Here is a 16,127-nt window from a genome sequence, read left to right on the forward strand (position 1 = left end):
CGTCTGAACGCCTGGCGCCTCCGGATAGGCACAAGGACAGCGGGAGGGCCCGTGTCGAGTTACGGCCATCGGGTTTCCTGAAGGTCAGCGATGACCCGTACCGCGTCGGCGAGTCGGCCCTGGGGGTGCCAGATGGGGAGCCGTACGCGGGTGCGGTGCCCGTGATGCGGAGAGAACGCCGGACCCGCGGTGAGCCGGATTCCGCGTGCCAGGGCGCGCTGCGCGAGGGCCACGGCGTCCTGACCGGTGTCGGCCCAGAGCCCCGACCCGCCCACGGGGGTACTCCACCGCCAACGGGGCAGCACCTCGCGCAGAACCTCCGCCGTGCCCGCGAACTGCCGTGCCAGGAACGCGCGGCGCAGCTCGCGCTGCCGGTCGGCCTGCGGCAGCAGATGCAGGGCTGCCACCTGGTCGGCGATCGGGCCGCCGAGGTCGATGCTGCCGCGCAGCGCCGCGAGCCGTCCGATGATCTCCCGGGGCCCGCGTACCCATCCCACGCGCAGGCCGCCCCAGAACAGCTTGGACAGGGTGCCCACGATCAGCAGCCGTTCGGGATCGGCCATGCGTTCGAGTCCCGGCAGCGGCTGCGACCGGAACCAGCCCAGCTCGGCCTGTGACTGGTCGTCAACCACGAGAGTGCCGTGTCTGGCCGCGATGTCGGCGAGGGCTCTGCGCTGCGCCTCGGGCATGTGCACGCCGGTCGGGTTGTGCAGGGCGGTCTGTACGTAGAGCAGGTCCGCGTCGGCCGCGGCCTCCAACAGGTTCAGGTCCACGCCCGCCTCGGTGAAGGGGATGCCCCGCACACGGCCCCCCGCGGACACCAGGGCCTGGAGAGCACCCCGGTAGCTGGGGTCCTCGACGACGCTCGACGTGCCGGGCCCGGCTAGGGCCGTCGCGATCAGCCAGACGGCCTGCTGGGAGCCCGCGGTGACCAGCACCTGGTCCGCGCGGGTGGGCAGACCCTGTCCGGTGATGCGGGCGGCGAGCGCCGCACGTAGTTCCGGCAGACCCGCAGGGTGGTAGCCGGTGTCGTGGAGGTGATGTTCACGCAGTTGTCCGGCCACCTCCGGCATGACATCCGCGATCAGCTCGGAGCCGGGCAGCGCCCCGGAGGAGAGATCGACCACCACAGGGCCGCCGCCGAACGAGGTCAGCCGCCCCTCCTCGGGCCGTGCCAGGCCACCGGCACCGCGAACGTAGGTGCCGGAGCCGCGCGTCGCGGTCAGATGGCCACTCGCTGTCAGCTCGGTGTACGCGCGGGCCACCGTGCCCCTGGCCACGCCGAGCGCGCCGGTCAGCGCGCGCTGACCGGGCATTCGCCAGCCGGCCGGCAGGTGCGAGCCGTCGATCAGCTCGGCGAGGGCGTCCCGCAGCGGAACGCTCACGGGTGTTTCGCCGCGCCACACGCCGAGCAGTCGGGCCACCCGCTCGGCCTCGCCGCTCGTCCTCATCGCCCGTACTCCTCTCGGCCGTACTCCTCTCGGCCATGCTCCACGTGGCACCTATGGTCCGGGTGGTCCACTCGGTCTCAAGTGGACCACCCGGCGTTCTCCCGTGCCGACACAATCCGTAGCACAGGGCTCGAAGGAGAGCAGGAGGCACACAGGATGGCCACGGTCGCACTCATCGGCACGCTGGACACCAAGGGTGAGGAGTACGCGTGGATCGCCGAACGCGTGCGTTCACACGGGGCGAGCATTGTCACGATCGACGTCGGGGTGTTCTCGGAATCCGCCGCGGACATCGGCGCCGCGCAGGTCGCCCGCGCCGGGCAGGCCGATCTCACGGCGTTGCGGGCGGCGCGGGACCGGGGCGCGGCGATGCGGGCGATGGCCGCCGGTGCCGCGTCGGTGGTGCTGGCACTGTACGCGGAGGGACGGGTCGACGGCGTGCTCGCGATCGGCGGTTCCGGTGGCTCGTCGGTCGCGTCCCGGGCGATGCGCGAACTGCCGGTCGGGGTGCCGAAACTGCTGGTCTCGACCATGGCCTCGGGTGATGTCTCGCCCTACGTCGGCGAGAGCGATGTGACCGTCATGCACTCGGTGGTCGACGTGGCCGGGATCAACTCCGTCTCCGAGCGGGTTCTCGGCAACGCCGCCGCCGCGATCGCCGCGATGGCCTCGGCGCAGGAGGCACGCCGGAGTGCACCGGCGGGTGAGCGGCGTCCCCTGGTCGGTCTGACGATGTTCGGTGTGACCACGCCCGCCGGTGACGAGGCTCGGGAGGAATTGGACGGCCTCGGTTACGAACCGCTCGTCTTCCATGCGACCGGTGCCGGGGGCCGCGCGATGGAGAGGCTTGTGCGCGACGGTCTGCTCGCCGGTGTGCTGGACCTGACCACCACGGAACTCGCCGACGATCTCGTGGGCGGGGTGCTCAGCGCGGGACCGCACCGGCTGGAGGCGGCCGGCGAGCGGGGCATCCCCCAGGTCGTTTCGCTGGGTGCGCTCGACATGGTCAACTTCGGGCCCAGGGAGACCGTGCCCGGCGCCTACGACGACCGGACCTTCGTGATCCACAATCCGACCGTCACGTTGATGAGGACCACTCCGGAGGAGAACGCCGAGCTCGGCCGGCGGATCGGCGCGAAGCTGTCCCGCGCCCGCGGGCCGGTGACCGTGCTCCTTCCGCTGCGCGGGGTGAGCGGCATCGACAAGGACGGCGGCCCGTTCCGGGACGCGGCGGCGGACGCGCGGCTCTTCGCCGCGCTGCGCGGAGCGCTCACCGGGGCCTCGGCCGAGATCGTCGAGGTGGACTCGCACATCAACGACCCGGGGTTCGGGCGTGACGCCGCGCGGCACCTGCACCGGCTGATCGCCGCTCGGTGACGTCATCAGCGGTTGAACCAACCGGCCGTACGCCAGAGCGGCCGGCCGGTACGGCCCAGCAACGGAAGCCCACGGCCGCCGTGGGCGGAAAGGAATTGATCATGGACCGGGAAACCGCGCTCGAACGGCTGAGAGCGACCGTCGCGGCGGGCCGGCCGATCATCGGCGGCGGTGCCGGTACGGGCATCTCCGCCAAGTCGGCCGAGGCGGGCGGCATCGATCTGCTCATCGTCTACAACTCGGGGCGGTACCGGATGGCGGGCCGGGGATCCCTCGCGGGCCTGCTGGCCTACGGCGACGCGAACGCCATCGTCATGGAGATGGCGGACGAGGTGCTCCCCGTGGTCAAGGACACGCCCGTGGTCGCGGGCGTCAACGGCACGGACCCGTTCCGGGTGATGGGCCGCTTTCTCGACCGGATCAAGGAGGCCGGTTTCGTCGGTGTGCAGAACTTCCCCACGGTGGGGCTGATCGACGGGGTCTTCCGGCAGAACCTGGAGGAGACCGGGATGGGCTTCGCCCTGGAGGTCGAGATGATCGCGGCAGCACATGAACGCGGGCTGCTGACCGCACCGTATGTGTTCGACACCGCCCAGGCCACCGCCATGGCCGAGGCCGGCGCCGATGTCCTCGTACCGCACCTGGGCCTGACCACCAAGGGCACCATCGGCGCGCGCACCGCGCTCACCCTCGACGAGTGCGTCGAGCGGATCCAGGCCATGCGGGACGCCGCGGTCGCGGTCAACCCGCGGATTCTCGTTCTGTGTCATGGCGGCCCGATCGCGGAGCCCGCGGATGCGCGGTACGTACTCACCCGCACGGAAGGCGTGGTGGGCTTCTTCGGCGCCAGTTCGATCGAACGGCTGCCCACGGAAGCGGGGATCCGCCGGCAGACCGAGGACTTCAAGTCCATCGCCATCCAGCCCTGAGACCGACGCGGAGGGACAAACCCGCGTAGCCGAGAGGAGAAGGACCGTGAGCGAATCCGAGACGAGGGTCCACACCACGCACGCCCAGCTGGCGACCGAGGTCTTCGACTGGGGAAGCATCAAGTGGGGAGTGAGCGCCGGTCTCTTCCCCGGGGCGCCCCTCACCGCGGGCGAGGTGATCATCAACCCCGGCAAGGGCCACGATCTCCATACACACCCGAACTCCGACGAGGTCCTTTACGTCGTCGACGGCGAGGGAGTCCAGACCGTGGGCGACTCCGGGGAGTTCCCCGTGAAGACCGGGGACTTCGTGTTCGTGCCGAGGGGAACGGTGCATTCCACCTTCAACACCGGCTGGCGGCAGCTCCGCGTCATCGCGATCTACACGCCCGGCGGGGCGGAGCAGGCACTGCGGGAGGCAACCGACTACGCCCGTCTGGCCCCGGGTGTCCCGCCGGTATGGGAGCGGGCGCGCTGAGCCGACGAGGCGGGCGCTGCTTTTGTCCGGATCGGCGACGGGTGGCACGGCCGATGTCCTCGTTGGCTCGCCGGGGCACCCGCGCCTTCCGGGCGAGGAGGCCGCCGACGCCGATCGCGGGCGGCCCGCTCATCTCGTACGACGTCCCCTTCCCCCGGCGCCCGCGCAGCACACACTCCGACGTCCCCACACGTCCCGCCCCATCACACCGACACCGGATCGGAACCCCCATGAAGAAGACTCCAGTCGCGCTGCTGACCCTGTGCCTGTGCGCGGTCACCCCTCTGCCCGCGCAGGCCGCCTCGAACGCTCATCTGGAAGGTCGTCTGACCTCGGGTGCCGCATACGTGATGGACGTGCCCGCCGCGTGGAACGGCACCGTGCTTCTCTACAGCCACGGGTACGTCCCCGCCGGACTGCCCAACCCCGCGCAGAACTCGCCCGACCCGGACACCCTGGACGCCCTGCTCAAGCAGGGCTACGCGCTCATCGGGTCCTCGTACGCGACGAGCGGCTGGGCGGTCACGGACGCCGTGCCCGACCAGCTCGCCACCCTGGACCTGTTCACGGACAAGTTCGGCACGGCGAAGCGGACCATCGCCTGGGGAACATCGTACGGAGGGCTCGTCACGACGACGCTGGCCGAGCAGCACGCGGACCGTCTCGACGGCTCGCTCGCCATGTGCGGTCTGGTGCAGGGTGGCGTGGCGAACTGGAACAGCACGCTGGATCTGACGTTCGCGCTCAAGACGCTGCTGGCGCCGGACGCGGACGTCCCGCTCACCGGATTCGCCGACCGTTCACAGGCGCAGAGTGCCGCCAGGACTCTCACCACCGAGACCGCCGAGGCACAGCAGACCCCCGAGGGCCAGGCCCGGATCGCCCTGGCCGCCGCCCTGTACAACGTCCCCGGCTACAACAGCACCACCCAGACCGAGCCGGGGCCCACCGACTGGGCCGCCCAGCAGGCCAACCAGTACGCGGCCGTCACGGCGATCCTCCAGACGTCGGGCTTCGGCTGGCGTCAGGAGGCCGAGAGCCGGGCCGGGGGCAACATGTCCTGGAACACGGGCGTCGACTACACAGCGATACTCCAGAAGTCCCCCCTGTTCAAGGAGGTGACCCAGCTGTACAAGGCGGCCGGCCTCTCGCTGCGCACCGACCTCGCGACGCTCGGCGGCGAACCCCGTGTCTCCGCCGACGCCGACGCCGTGCGGTGGATGGAGGACACCAGCGTCTTCAAGGGCCGGCTCACCGACCCCCAGCTCAACGTCCACACCACGGACGACGCGCTGATCCCCGTTCAGGCGGAGAGCGCCTACCACCGGACCGCGGCGGCCGGCGGCTCGGGCGCCCTGCTGAGTCAGGCGTATGTGGACGGCCCCGGGCACTGCACCTTCACCTCGGGCGAGATCATCGGCGCGCTGGACACGCTGGAGCACCGCCTGGACACCGGCGGCTGGGACACCTCGCCGACCACACTCAACTCCCGTGCGCGGCAAGCGGATCCGGCGGACGAGCCGCGCTACGTGGCCTACCGGCCCGCCCCGTATCCGCGCCCGTACGACCTCGCGCGCCCGAAGGACTCCCGGTCGTAGCACTCCGTCCGGTAGCGGCCGGGGGTCTCGCCGACGAGAGCGGCAAAAGCCTCGATGAAGCTCGTCGGATTTGACCAGCCGCAGGCGAGAGCGGTGTCGGTGACGGACTTCCCCGCGGCGAGCCGGGTGAGCGCGTGGTGGACGCGCAGCTGAGTGCGCCACTGATGAAAACTCATCCGGAGTTCCTGCCCGAAGAGCCGGCTGAGCGTACGCTCACTCGCCCCGACGCGCGCGCCGAGTTCGGCGAGGGTCTGCTGATTGGCGGGGTCTGCGTAGAGGATGCCGGTCAGCGCCCGGAGCCGGTCGTCGGCCGGCTCGGGCAGATGCAGCGGCTGCTCGGGCGCCGCGGTGAGCTCGTCGACGACGACCGCGTGCAGCCGGTCGACCGCCTCCGGCGCCCGCCCGTCGGTGTCCGCTTCCTCGGCCGTGAGGGCGAGCAGAGCTTCGCGGGCGAGCCCGGAGACGGTGAGCACGGCGGGATGCGCGGGCAGCCGGGCGGCGAGTGCGTCGAACAGGAACAGAATCCGCATGTCCGCGTTGCCGTGCGCGGTGTGGTGGTGCTCGAAGGCCGCGGGAGTCCACGCCACCCGGGTCGGCGGAGCGATCCACGTACCCCTGGCGGTGGTCACGGACAGCACGCCGGTGGCCGAATAGACCAGGTGACCGCGGTGGTGAGCATGGATGGGCAGCCGCTGCCCGTGCGCCAGGACGATGCGGCCGCGTTCCGCGGGATCAAGATGGCGGGTTTCCCTCATGGATTGGCATCCTATCGGTAGCCCGCCGTCCCGGCTCCGCCCGAGAGTGGACGGCATGAACAGCCCAGTGACCCAACAGGCCCCAGCGGCCCGCCCGTCGGCGTCCCGGCAGCCGTCCCTTCCCGGACCGGCCGGGGCGCGCACCGTACAAGCCGCTTTCGCGTTCGGCCTGGCCGCGCTGAACCTGCGCATCGCCGTCGCGTCCCTGTCCCCCGTACTCACGGAGGTCCAGCGCGACGAACACCTCTCATCGTTCGGCGGCGGAGCCCTCTCGACGGTGCCGGTCGTCTGCTTCGGGGCGTTCGCGTTCCTCACGCCCCGGCTCACCCGCCGCTTCGGGCCCCACCACCTGCTGTGGTACGCGCTGCTCGCGCTGACCGGCGGCATTGTGCTGCGCTCGGTCCCGGGCGTGCCCGCCCTGTTCGGCGGCACCCTGATCGCCGGTGCGGCGATCGCGGTCGGCAACGTCCTCATGCCGCAGCTCATCAAGCACGACTTCGCCGGCCGCGCCGGGCTGATGCTCGGCTGCTACTCCCTGGCCCTGTCCGGCGGAGCCGCGCTCGCCGCGGGCGTGGTCGTCCCGCTGGAGTCGGCCACCGGCTGGAGCTGGCGGCAGGTGCTCGCGCTGTGGGCGATCCCGTCGCTCATCGCCGCGCTCGCCTGGCTTCCCGAACTGCTCGTACCGGACCGGCGTTCGCCGAACCGCCGGCGACAGGAGCCGGTGAAGCAAGGAGGAGCCGATACCGCCGCACCCACGCTCAGGGCGCTGTGGCGCGACCGAACCGCCTGGGCGGTGACCCTGTACATGGGGCTGCAGTCCCTCGGCTACTACGCGATCCTCTCCTGGCTGCCGACGCTTCTCCAGGACCATGGCATGAGCGACAGCCAGGCCGGATGGCTGCTCTCCTTCTCCAGCTTCCCCGGCATGGCCGCATCCTTCGCGGCGCCCTGGCTGCAGCAGCGTCTGCGCCCGGCCTTCGTCGCGCCTCTGGCGGCTGCCCTGCTGTGCGCGACCGGCTTCGTCGGCCTGCTCACGTCCCCCGTGTCGGGCGCCTACCTCTGGATGACCGTCCTCGGACTGGGCCAGGGCCTCGCCATCGGTCTCGCCCTCGGCTACATCGTCGCCCGCTCGCCCGACGCGCACCACACCGGCCGGCTCTCGACGATGGCCCAGGGGATCGGCTACCTCATTGCCTGCCTCGGCCCGCTCGGTCTCGGCCTGCTGCACTCCGCGAGCGGGGGATGGTCGCTGCCGGTCGCCGTGCTGCTCGCCGTGCTCGTCGCGCAGACCGTCGCGGCCTTCGGCGCGAGCCGCGACCGCCATGTCCTGGCGTCCTCCTGAAGGGCCGGGGCCCGCGAGCTCGGCAAGATCCACAAGACACCGCGTCCCGCGAGCGGCAGACCTCGTACGTTGGAACGGCAACCCGCTCGAAGACCCGGAACTCTTCTCCGACCCCACCAACGCCGTCCTCGTCATCCGGGCCGGCCACGTCGTAAAGGACCTCAGATGAGCACCATGTGGCAGGGCTGTCTCGCCAACACCGACTACTTCGAGATGCGCTCCAGCGGTGGGCACGACTACGGCGTCTGGGTCACCACGCCACCGCGCTACGACCCTGCCCGCCGCGCAAGCGCCTGTCGTGTACGTGCTCGACGGCAACTGGGCCGTGGGCCTGACCGCCCCACTCATCGTCACCCAACTGGATCCCATGCAGCCGATTCAGCCCTACGTCCAAGTCAGCGTGGGTTACGCGGGCGAGGAAGCGGAGCACTGGGAGCGGTTGCGCAACCGAGACCTCGTGCCCCCCGGCGAACCCATCGCGAAGGAGTTCATCGACGCGGTGGAGATGGGGGTCCAGGCGGGCTCGATGACTCGCGAGCAAGCCGAGGCCTACCTCGCCGAATTGAGCGACAGCCGCGGGGATGTGTTCCTGAACTTCCTGACCGCCGACTTACACCCGCGGATCGAACGGGACTACGGAACAGCTCCGAGCGGTCACGGCCTCTTCGGCTATTCCTACGGCGGACTCTTCGGTCTCTACGCGTGGCTCACCGGCGGCACGTTCTTCGAGAGCATCGGCGCGGGCAGCCCCGGCATCGTCAGTGCGGACAGTCAGGTCTTCGCTCATCTTCGAGCAATGGGTGACAGCCGGCCTGCCACCAAGCTTCACGTGACCTTCAACGACCGAGAGATCCTCGGAGACGTGCCGGTCTACCAGAACCTCACGAAGAACGCGGCCACGTTCCTTCACCGCCTCACCTCACACAGCGGATCCGTCACCAGCGCGGTCCTGCACGAAACCCACGTGACCGGGCTCCAGGCATCGTTCCTCAGCTACCTCAGGACCTGCCGTGCCCGGTAAGCCCGGACGCCGCGGCTCCGCCTGACCCGCCGCACTGGGCGGTGGCGCTCCTGGCCGGTGCCGCCGTCCCGAGTGCCCGGCACCACTCGCCGCACCCGACAGGGGGCTACTTCCGCGGGAACCTCGAAGCCAGGCCCGTCATTCCGCGAGCGGATTGCCGGATGCGGAGTCGGGTGCCTTGGCGGCGCTGTTGTCATCTGACAGCAGGTGAGACACAAGGTCGTATGCCCACCCGGAGGTGAGGGGCTCGTCGGTGAAGACGGCCCGGTAGTAAAGGGGGGCGAGTATGGCGTCCGTGGTCCGCTCCAGGGTCGGGCGCTCACGGCCTCTGGCCCGCTCGCGTTCAAGGATGGCTTCGAGTTGCCGCTGGCGTTCGCCGCGGCATGCGGCAGCACCCTGTTCTCCGCCCGTGCCGATGGTGGCTCGCACCAGGGCGAGGGTGTCCGGGTCGCAGAGGTCTTTCGCCAGGTCGGACGCGTACCGCTCCAGGTCGCCGCGGAGGGTCCCGGTGTCCGGTACCACGATGTCGCCGGAGAAGCGGCTCGTGGCGACGTCGGCGAGCAGTTCACCGATGGAGCCCCAGCGGCGATAGACCGTGGTGGCGTGCACGCCGGCGCGAGAGGCCACGACCGGGATGGTCAGTTCACCGGCTTCGTGGGTGAGTAGGTCCTTGACGGCCTGGTGGACGGCCGCCCGGACCCGGGCAGAGCGGCCGCCGGGCCGACTTTCGGTGCGGCGGGGGGATGTCGTAGCAGGCATGTAACCAGTATTGCACTGGCCACTGCTTTTATGGCGCATCGTTCGCTGCGTTTATGTTAGGCTCCAGCCGCTAACGCAATGATCGCTGCGAGGTTTGCGCCTCAGAAAGTGAGTCCTCCTGTGTCCAGTCCGGCATTCGTGGGCCCTGAGATGAGCCCCCTGCAACTGCGGGACGTCACGGTCGCCAACCGTGTGTGGATGTCCCCGATGGCTCAGTATTCGGCCGCCGCGGACGGCAAGCCGACCGACTGGCACCTCGTGCACTACGGGGCGCGGGCAGTCGGCGGGGCAGGGCTGATCATGATCGAGGCCACAGCCGTCGGGCCGTCCCACCGATGCACCGCTGCTGACCTCGGGCTCTGGAACGAGGAGCAGGCCGCCGCTCACCGGCGCCTGACCTCATTCATCTCCGAGCAGGGTGCGGTGTCTGCCATTCAGCTCCAGGCAGCGGGCCGGAAGGGGTCGCACAAGCTTCCCTGGGACGGGCTGGGCCAGAACGACCCTGTGCACGTGGGTGATGGCGGTTGGGACACCATCGCGCCGTCGACAGTCCCCTTCGGTGACCTGAGCCTTCCGCAGGAGGCGAGCCACGCCGACATCGACCGGACCGTCGCGGACTTCGCCCACTCGGCCGAGATGGCGCACCATGCGGGGTACCAGGTGGTCGAAATTCAGGCGTCTCACGGATACATCCTCCACGCGTTCCTCTCCCCGCTGTCCAATCACCGGACGGACGAGTACGGCGGAACCCTGCGGAACCGAATGCGTTTTCCTCTGCGCGTGGCCCGGGCCGTTCGACAGGCGTTTCCGGCGGAGAAGCCGGTCTTCGTCCGTATCACAGCCACGGACTGGGTCGAAGGTGGCGTCTCTATTGACGAAGCGGCAGTTTTCGCCAAGGAACTGGCCGCCGTCGGTATCGACCTCCTTGATGTCACCTCCGGTGTGCTGCTGCAGGACGTGCAGGCCCGCCCGCCGGCTCGCGAAGGAGTTCACATCGAGTTCGCCGACACGCTCAAGAAGGCGTCGGGTCTCCCCGTCGCTCCTGTTGGACAGATCGCCGATATGTCGCTGGCAGGCGAAGTCGTAGCGAGTGGCCAGGCGGACGCGGTGCTGATGGGGAGGGCGCTGCTGCGCGATCCGTACCTCGTCCTCCACCACCGCCGCGACGACCCCTCGTCCTGGCCGACTCAGTACTACCGGGCCCTGTGAGAACAGGGCCGTATACGGAAAGGTGAAGGAAAAATCCGATGCCATCCATACATCGCGCTGCCGGGGGCCCTAGGGCCGGAAGGCCGGACGGTACGAAGACCGAGCACACGTCCGTCGGCGCTTCGCACCGCGGGCCGGGCAAGGGCGCCTTTGCGGCCGTAGCCGCAGTTTTTATCCTCTTTCTCGCCGCTTCCAGCGCGCCGTCCCCGCTCTATGTGATCTATCAGGAGCAGTGGCATTTCGCGGCGTGGGCACTGACCGTCGTCTTCGCTCTCTATGTCGTCGGCATGCTGGCCTCGCTGCTGACCGTAGGTGGGCTGTCGGATCATCTCGGCCGTCGGCCAGTCCTCGCTGCCGCGATCGCGCTGGAAGTGGTCGCGCTGGTCCTCTTCCTGGTCGCGGGGAACGTATATGTCCTGTCCGCCGCCCGCGTATTGCAGGGCGTAGCGACCGGGGCCGCGACAACGACCCTGAGCGCCATGCTCGTCGACCTTGAGCCTGTGCGCGGGCGGGCTGGGGTCGTCACCTCCATCGCACCCCTGAGCGGACTCGCGGCCGGTGCTCTGGGCAGTGGCATGCTCGTGGAACTCGCCCCGTCACCGACCCGGCTGGTCTACGCACTGCTGCTCGCCGGAATGGCAGCAGCGGCGGTGGTGGTCGCGCGGACCCCCGAGACCTCGCCGCGCCGCCCGGGTGCCGTTGCCTCCTTGCGCCCGCGGGTCGCGATGCCCGCCCATCTGCGCGCGGACCTTGTGCCGCTTGTGCCCGCGGGAATCGCCGCTTGGGCTCTCGCCGGCATGTACCTCTCCCTCGGCCCATCCGTCGCAGCCCAGTTGCTGGGGCTGCACAGCCACCTGATCGGCGGCGTCGTCGTGACGCTCCTGGCGGGCACCGGCGCGGTCGCCATAACCCTGCTCCGCTCCAGGCCGGCTTCAACACTGCTGGCCCCATCGGCCGCACTGCTCGGGATCGGCACACTGATATCGCTCTCCGGGGTGGCGCGGGAACTCGCCTGGCTTGCCGCCGTCGGCACCGTCATCTCCGGTCTCGGCTTCGGCGCCTCAGCACTGGCCACCTTCGGGACCTTGGCACGCGTTGCCAAGCCGCATGAGCGCGGCGCGGTGTTCGCCTTTGCGAACGTCATCAACTACCTGGGAAACAGCGTTCCCGCCGTACTCGGAGGAATCGCCGTTACCAACATCGGACTGAGGACGGCAGCGGAGATCTATGCGCTCGCGATCGCGGTGATCACTTTCTCCGCCCTGGCACTGCGTCTGAACCAGATACGCGTGGAGCGCCGCTCAGCTACAACCGCGGAGATCGCCCCAGAGATCGCCCCGTGCAATTGAGCTGCCCAGCTGCCCAGCTGCCCAGCGATATCCACACGCCAACCAACACGGCTTTTCACCACCTTCGACAAGGAAAGATCATGACGACCAAGGAAAAGAAGCATCTTGAGGTTCGGCGGGATGACCACACGACCATCAGGTACACGGTCAGTGGCCCCGCCTCGGGAACGACGCTGGCGCTCATCCATGGATGGGGCGTAGATCGGACCGACTTCGACGCGATCACCGATCACCTGCCCGACAACGTTCGAGTCATCGCCGTTGACCTCGCCGAGCACGGCGAGTCACGGTCGACGCGGAACGTCTGGACGATCGAAGAATTCGGTCGCGACGTAGCCGCTGTCCTGGAAGCGGAATCGGTAGACACGGCCGTTGTCGCCGGGCACTCTCTTGGCGGGGCGGTTGCTGTCGAAGTCGGCCGACAGCTGCCCGACAAGGTGTCGCACATCGTGGCCCTCGATGCGCTGCACTACCTGGGCCTGTTTCCCCCGCAGAGTGCGGAGCAGGTCGAGGCGACGGAGAACCTCTTCCGCCAGGACTTCGAAGGAGCGGTACGGGGGCTGGTCGAGGGAGGTTCGCCCGCTGGAACTGACGAGGCCCTCAAGGACGCCTACTTTGAGAAGATGGTCGCGGTACGGCAGCCTGCCGGCCTGCATTCCATCGTCGGTCTGGTTCGCTGGGACATGGACGCGGCACTGAGCGATACGAAGCAGCCGATCACCGTCTTCGCGATACGGGAACTGACAGATCAGGAAGCGATCGAGCGCTACGGGGACCGCGTCGACATCGTGCTCGTCGACCTCGGCAGCCACCACTTCCAGGTGGAGGCGCCCGAAGGCACAGCAAAGCTTCTGGCAGGCGTGGTGGGCTCCAAGTAGCCACGGCGTATGGCGATTTACCCACAACGAACAGCCAAGAAAGCTCGTGAGCCATAGGCCACCCGTTGCACGTCATTCAGACGGATGGTCACAGCCGCCGACGCCAGTCATGAGTTTGAGCGAAGCAACTTGCTCGCAGTCTCAGGACGGCTCGGCGGCGCTCGCGATTCTCAAAAGAACAGGGACTGCGACACGAGCCGCACGAAGTCTCCCTGCGCGCCGCCGGCGCCGCACCTCCCGCCGTGACCGGCCCACTGGCGTTCCTGGACCCAGACCGCAGCGACCGCCCCCGGGGCCCGGCGCGGCGCGGCGAGCGCCTGCGCCTCCAACTCGCCCTGGCCGCGCCGACGGGACTGCTGCTCCGGGCCGCCCCAGGCCCTGCCCGGAAACCCCCAGCAACTTCTACAGTGCTGTAGATTTAAGTGAGCGGTAGGCACGGAACCGGCCCTCGACCGGGGCGGGGTGCGGGAACACGCGAAGGGAACAGCGACATGGGTGTGAGTCTGGCCAAGGGCGGCAACGTCTCGCTCAGCAAGGAGGCGCCGGGCCTGACCGCCGTGCTCGTCGGGCTCGGCTGGGATGCGCGCAGCACCACCGGCACCGACTACGACCTCGACGCCAGCGCCCTGTTGGTGGACAACAGCGGCAAGGTGCTCTCCGACCAGCACTTCATCTTCTACAACAACCTGAAGAGCCCCGACGGTTCGGTCGAGCACACCGGCGACAACCTGACCGGTGAGGGCGAGGGCGACGACGAGTCCCTGAAGGTCAACTTGACCAGCGTCCCCGCCGACGTGGCGAAGATCGTCTTCCCGGTCTCCATCCACGACGCCGAAAACCGAGGCCACAGTTTCGGCCAGGTGCGCAACGCCTTCATCCGCGTGGTCAACCAGTCAGGCGGCGCCGAACTCGCCCGCTACGACCTGAGCGAGGACGCCGCGACGGAGACCGCGATGGTCTTCGGCGAGCTGTACCGGCACGGCGAGGAGTGGAAGTTTCGCGCCGTCGGCCAGGGCTACGCCAGCGGCCTGGCCGGGATCGCCGCCGACTTCGGCGTCGGCGTCTGACGCCACACCACCCGTCTTCGGCGCCCGGCACCCGCGGCCGCCCATCCGAAGACAACGCCATCGGCACCCCGGCCGCCGGCCGGGGTGCCGCCTCACCGGAACGGCACGTCGGCATCAGGTCGGCATCAGGCGGGCATCCGCGACGGGCCTGTCCGGCCGCGAGGGTCCGGGGAGCACGACGAGGACCGCAGTCACGGGCGGCGGCCCGTGAGCAGACACGATCGGGGGACTTCTCATGCACGCGTCCGACCGCCACGAGGCGGCAGACAGAGCAGACTTCGAGCAGGTGCTGTGCCGCGCTCTGGACACCCCGGAGATCCGCGAGTCCCTGCGGCGCCCCGGCGTGCGGACCGATGTCGAGCGCCTGCGCTCCCAGGCGCTGGCGGCGACCGAGACCATCTCAGCCGCGGCCGCCGCCGAGTACACCGTCTACCTCCGGCTGCGGGACACGACCGGGCATTCCACGGCCCACCTCCCCGATCGTCCTCGACAGCCGCAACAGCCGCAACAGCCTCAACAGGTGGACGTCTCGAAGGACGGGCGCGGGCTGCTGGCGGCGCTGGCCGTACTCGCTCCGGTCCTGTCCGTCATGGCGGCGGCGATATTCCTGCTCATCGGCTACGCCCTGCGCCTGGCCGATTCCCAACAGCCCCTCGCGGACGCCTTGGTGGGCACCGGCTGGCTCACCGCCGGCCTGGCGGCGCTCACGGCGCTCATCGCGGCCGCCGCGCTGGTCGTCACCGCCGTACGGCACCGCTCCGCACCCGGCGGGCACCCGCACCAGCCCGCCCCGGCCGTCATCGAGGCTCGCGCTGCGTGGCAACAAGCACTGCTGGAGCGCGGCATGCTGCCCTTCCTGCACCAGCGACTGCATCTGTCCGCACCGGCGCCGGTCCCGGATGCCGACGCACAGCCGACGCCGCCCCGCCCTACCGCCCGCGATCCGCTCCCGAAACGCCGTACCCAACTGGGCTACACCAGCCCCGATTTCGCAAGCCCGGACTTCACCGGCCCCGCGGCGCCTCGCGGGACCGACGCCTCCTGAACCACCCTGGCCGAGACGCCGTCACCACCCCCTGCCACCCGACTACCGGGGAGAAGAGGAAAACTCATGGGCATCAGCGAGATCGCCATCATCCTCATCGTCGTCATATTGATCTTCGGTGCCAAGAAACTCCCCGAACTCGCCCGCTCCATGGGCAAGTCGGCGCGCATTCTCAAGAGCGAGGCCAAGGCGATGAAGTCCGACCAGACCCCGCCGGCCGCGGAGGGAACACCCTCCCCCGGAACCGCGGCCCCGGGCGTCATCCGGGCCGCCCCCGGCGACGTAACCAGCCCGCACCCCACCGCGCAGCCGGGCAACGACGCACCGCGGCCCTGACCAGCCCGCGACTCCACCGTCCGCGCGTCCCCTCCATGCGCGTCTCTGCCGTAGGGGCAGTCCACCGGGCCGCGGTCTCCGCCACACCAAGCCGTCCGCCACACCAAGCCGTCCGCCACACCGAGTTGTCCGCCACACCAAGCCGTCCGCCACACCGAGTTGTCCGCCACACCGAAACGAAAGCAGCGCCACGTCATGGGCATCGTCAGCTGGATAATCCTCGGGCTCCTGGCCGGAGCCATCGCCAAGTTCATCCTGCCCGGACGCGATCCGGGCGGGCTTATCGTCACCACGCTCATCGGTATCGCCGGTGCCTTCACCGGCGGCTGGCTCTCCGCGAAGTTCCTCGACCGTCCCATACAGAACGAGTTCTTCGATCTCGCGACATGGGGTGCGGCAATCGGCGGCTCCCTGGTCCTGCTGATCGCGTACCGCCTTCTCTTCGGCAATTCCCGGGACTGACCCGCGGCAGCGGTCGCGGGTGGGGGGGTGGGCGAGCGCGGCGGCCTGACGTCTCCGCCCCCGGCGTGTTC

At 69.7% G+C, this 16,127-nt stretch carries 16 protein-coding genes; 13 read left to right on the top strand and 3 right to left on the bottom strand.

Annotated elements, in window-relative coordinates:
* Positions 1-59: 59 nt before the first annotated feature.
* Positions 60-1,451, bottom strand: a complete 1,392-nt coding sequence (locus M1203_RS00270; protein WP_249947378.1) for a PLP-dependent aminotransferase family protein — start codon at positions 1,449-1,451, stop codon at positions 60-62.
* A 156-nt stretch (positions 1,452-1,607) separates the two neighbouring features.
* On the opposite strand from M1203_RS00270, the gene M1203_RS00275 reads away from it, so the two are divergent.
* From M1203_RS00275 to M1203_RS00290, 4 genes are all read left to right on the top strand, one after another.
* A complete protein-coding gene (locus M1203_RS00275) occupies positions 1,608-2,828 on the top strand; it encodes a Tm-1-like ATP-binding domain-containing protein (RefSeq protein ID WP_249947379.1) in 1,221 nt (406 codons plus the stop codon).
* A 101-nt stretch (positions 2,829-2,929) separates the two neighbouring features.
* Positions 2,930-3,757 carry a phosphoenolpyruvate hydrolase family protein gene (locus M1203_RS00280; protein WP_249947380.1) on the top strand — a complete coding sequence of 276 codons (828 nt, stop codon included), beginning with the start codon at positions 2,930-2,932 and terminating at the stop codon, positions 3,755-3,757.
* Positions 3,758-3,803: 46 nt separating this feature from the next.
* Positions 3,804-4,235: a cupin domain-containing protein gene (locus tag M1203_RS00285; protein ID WP_249947381.1), complete on the top strand. Its 432-nt coding sequence runs from the start codon at positions 3,804-3,806 to the stop codon at positions 4,233-4,235.
* Positions 4,236-4,465: 230 nt separating this feature from the next.
* On the top strand, positions 4,466-5,833 hold the full coding sequence (locus M1203_RS00290; RefSeq protein WP_249947382.1) for a S9 family peptidase: 1,368 nt from the start codon (positions 4,466-4,468) through the stop codon (positions 5,831-5,833).
* On the opposite strand, the gene M1203_RS00295 is transcribed toward M1203_RS00290, so the two are convergent.
* Positions 5,770-6,588: a helix-turn-helix transcriptional regulator gene (locus tag M1203_RS00295; protein WP_249947383.1), complete on the bottom strand. Its 819-nt coding sequence runs from the start codon at positions 6,586-6,588 to the stop codon at positions 5,770-5,772. The two genes, M1203_RS00290 and M1203_RS00295, sit on opposite strands and share 64 nt — an antisense overlap.
* A gap of 55 nt (positions 6,589-6,643) precedes the next feature.
* On the opposite strand from M1203_RS00295, the gene M1203_RS00300 reads away from it, so the two are divergent.
* Positions 6,644-7,930, top strand: a complete 1,287-nt coding sequence (locus M1203_RS00300; RefSeq protein ID WP_249947384.1) for an MFS transporter — start codon at positions 6,644-6,646, stop codon at positions 7,928-7,930.
* Between the two features lie 298 nt (positions 7,931-8,228).
* A complete protein-coding gene (locus tag M1203_RS00305; RefSeq protein ID WP_249947385.1) occupies positions 8,229-8,951 on the top strand; it encodes an alpha/beta hydrolase in 723 nt (240 codons plus the stop codon).
* Between the two features lie 138 nt (positions 8,952-9,089).
* On the opposite strand, the gene M1203_RS00310 is transcribed toward M1203_RS00305, so the two are convergent.
* Positions 9,090-9,710, bottom strand: a complete 621-nt coding sequence (locus M1203_RS00310; protein ID WP_249947386.1) for a TetR-like C-terminal domain-containing protein — start codon at positions 9,708-9,710, stop codon at positions 9,090-9,092.
* 150 nt (positions 9,711-9,860) lie between these two features.
* Between M1203_RS00310 and M1203_RS00315 the strand changes: the two genes are divergently transcribed.
* The 7 genes from M1203_RS00315 (at position 9,861) to M1203_RS00350 (ending at position 16,056) form a co-directional block, all read left to right on the top strand.
* Positions 9,861-10,919: an NADH:flavin oxidoreductase/NADH oxidase gene (locus M1203_RS00315; protein ID WP_283958032.1), complete on the top strand. Its 1,059-nt coding sequence runs from the start codon at positions 9,861-9,863 to the stop codon at positions 10,917-10,919.
* Between the two features lie 38 nt (positions 10,920-10,957).
* The gene (locus M1203_RS00320; RefSeq protein ID WP_249947388.1) at positions 10,958-12,268 is read left to right on the top strand and encodes an MFS transporter; all 1,311 of its coding nucleotides are present in this window, start codon (positions 10,958-10,960) and stop codon (positions 12,266-12,268) included.
* Positions 12,269-12,348: 80 nt separating this feature from the next.
* Entirely contained in the window at positions 12,349-13,146 is a 798-nt protein-coding gene (locus M1203_RS00325) for an alpha/beta fold hydrolase (RefSeq protein WP_249947389.1), read from the top strand.
* A gap of 491 nt (positions 13,147-13,637) precedes the next feature.
* Positions 13,638-14,213, top strand: a complete 576-nt coding sequence (locus tag M1203_RS00335; protein WP_249947390.1) for a TerD family protein — start codon at positions 13,638-13,640, stop codon at positions 14,211-14,213.
* Positions 14,214-14,448: 235 nt separating this feature from the next.
* Positions 14,449-15,258 carry a hypothetical protein gene (locus tag M1203_RS00340; RefSeq protein WP_249947391.1) on the top strand — a complete coding sequence of 270 codons (810 nt, stop codon included), beginning with the start codon at positions 14,449-14,451 and terminating at the stop codon, positions 15,256-15,258.
* 66 nt (positions 15,259-15,324) lie between these two features.
* On the top strand, positions 15,325-15,594 hold the full coding sequence (tatA, locus tag M1203_RS00345) for a Sec-independent protein translocase subunit TatA (RefSeq protein WP_249947392.1): 270 nt from the start codon (positions 15,325-15,327) through the stop codon (positions 15,592-15,594).
* A gap of 195 nt (positions 15,595-15,789) precedes the next feature.
* Positions 15,790-16,056 (top strand): GlsB/YeaQ/YmgE family stress response membrane protein, encoded by a 267-nt coding sequence (locus M1203_RS00350; RefSeq protein ID WP_249947393.1) that lies wholly within the window; start codon positions 15,790-15,792, stop codon positions 16,054-16,056.
* The last annotated feature ends 71 nt before the right edge of the window (positions 16,057-16,127 follow it).

This window comes from Streptomyces sp. 35G-GA-8, from assembly GCF_023534745.1.
GTDB lineage: Bacteria > Actinomycetota > Actinomycetes > Streptomycetales > Streptomycetaceae > Streptomyces.

Excerpts from the sequence above, each read along its gene's own strand:
- M1203_RS00335 (WP_249947390.1), top strand. The coding sequence starts at position 13,638 with ATGGGTGTGAGTCTGGCCAAGGGCGGCAACGTCTCGCTCAGCAAGGAG.
- M1203_RS00315 (WP_283958032.1), top strand. The coding sequence starts at position 9,861 with ATGAGCCCCCTGCAACTGCGGGACGTCACGGTCGCCAACCGTGTGTGG.
- M1203_RS00300 (WP_249947384.1), top strand. The coding sequence starts at position 6,644 with ATGAACAGCCCAGTGACCCAACAGGCCCCAGCGGCCCGCCCGTCGGCG.
- M1203_RS00275 (WP_249947379.1), top strand. The coding sequence starts at position 1,608 with ATGGCCACGGTCGCACTCATCGGCACGCTGGACACCAAGGGTGAGGAG.
- M1203_RS00325 (WP_249947389.1), top strand. The coding sequence starts at position 12,349 with ATGACGACCAAGGAAAAGAAGCATCTTGAGGTTCGGCGGGATGACCAC.
- M1203_RS00270 (WP_249947378.1), bottom strand. The coding sequence starts at position 1,451 with ATGAGGACGAGCGGCGAGGCCGAGCGGGTGGCCCGACTGCTCGGCGTG.
- M1203_RS00290 (WP_249947382.1), top strand. The coding sequence starts at position 4,466 with ATGAAGAAGACTCCAGTCGCGCTGCTGACCCTGTGCCTGTGCGCGGTC.
- M1203_RS00310 (WP_249947386.1), bottom strand. The coding sequence starts at position 9,710 with ATGCCTGCTACGACATCCCCCCGCCGCACCGAAAGTCGGCCCGGCGGC.
- M1203_RS00340 (WP_249947391.1), top strand. The coding sequence starts at position 14,449 with ATGCACGCGTCCGACCGCCACGAGGCGGCAGACAGAGCAGACTTCGAG.
- M1203_RS00320 (WP_249947388.1), top strand. The coding sequence starts at position 10,958 with ATGCCATCCATACATCGCGCTGCCGGGGGCCCTAGGGCCGGAAGGCCG.
- M1203_RS00350 (WP_249947393.1), top strand. The coding sequence starts at position 15,790 with ATGGGCATCGTCAGCTGGATAATCCTCGGGCTCCTGGCCGGAGCCATC.
- M1203_RS00280 (WP_249947380.1), top strand. The coding sequence starts at position 2,930 with ATGGACCGGGAAACCGCGCTCGAACGGCTGAGAGCGACCGTCGCGGCG.
- tatA (WP_249947392.1), top strand. The coding sequence starts at position 15,325 with ATGGGCATCAGCGAGATCGCCATCATCCTCATCGTCGTCATATTGATC.
- M1203_RS00295 (WP_249947383.1), bottom strand. The coding sequence starts at position 6,588 with ATGAGGGAAACCCGCCATCTTGATCCCGCGGAACGCGGCCGCATCGTC.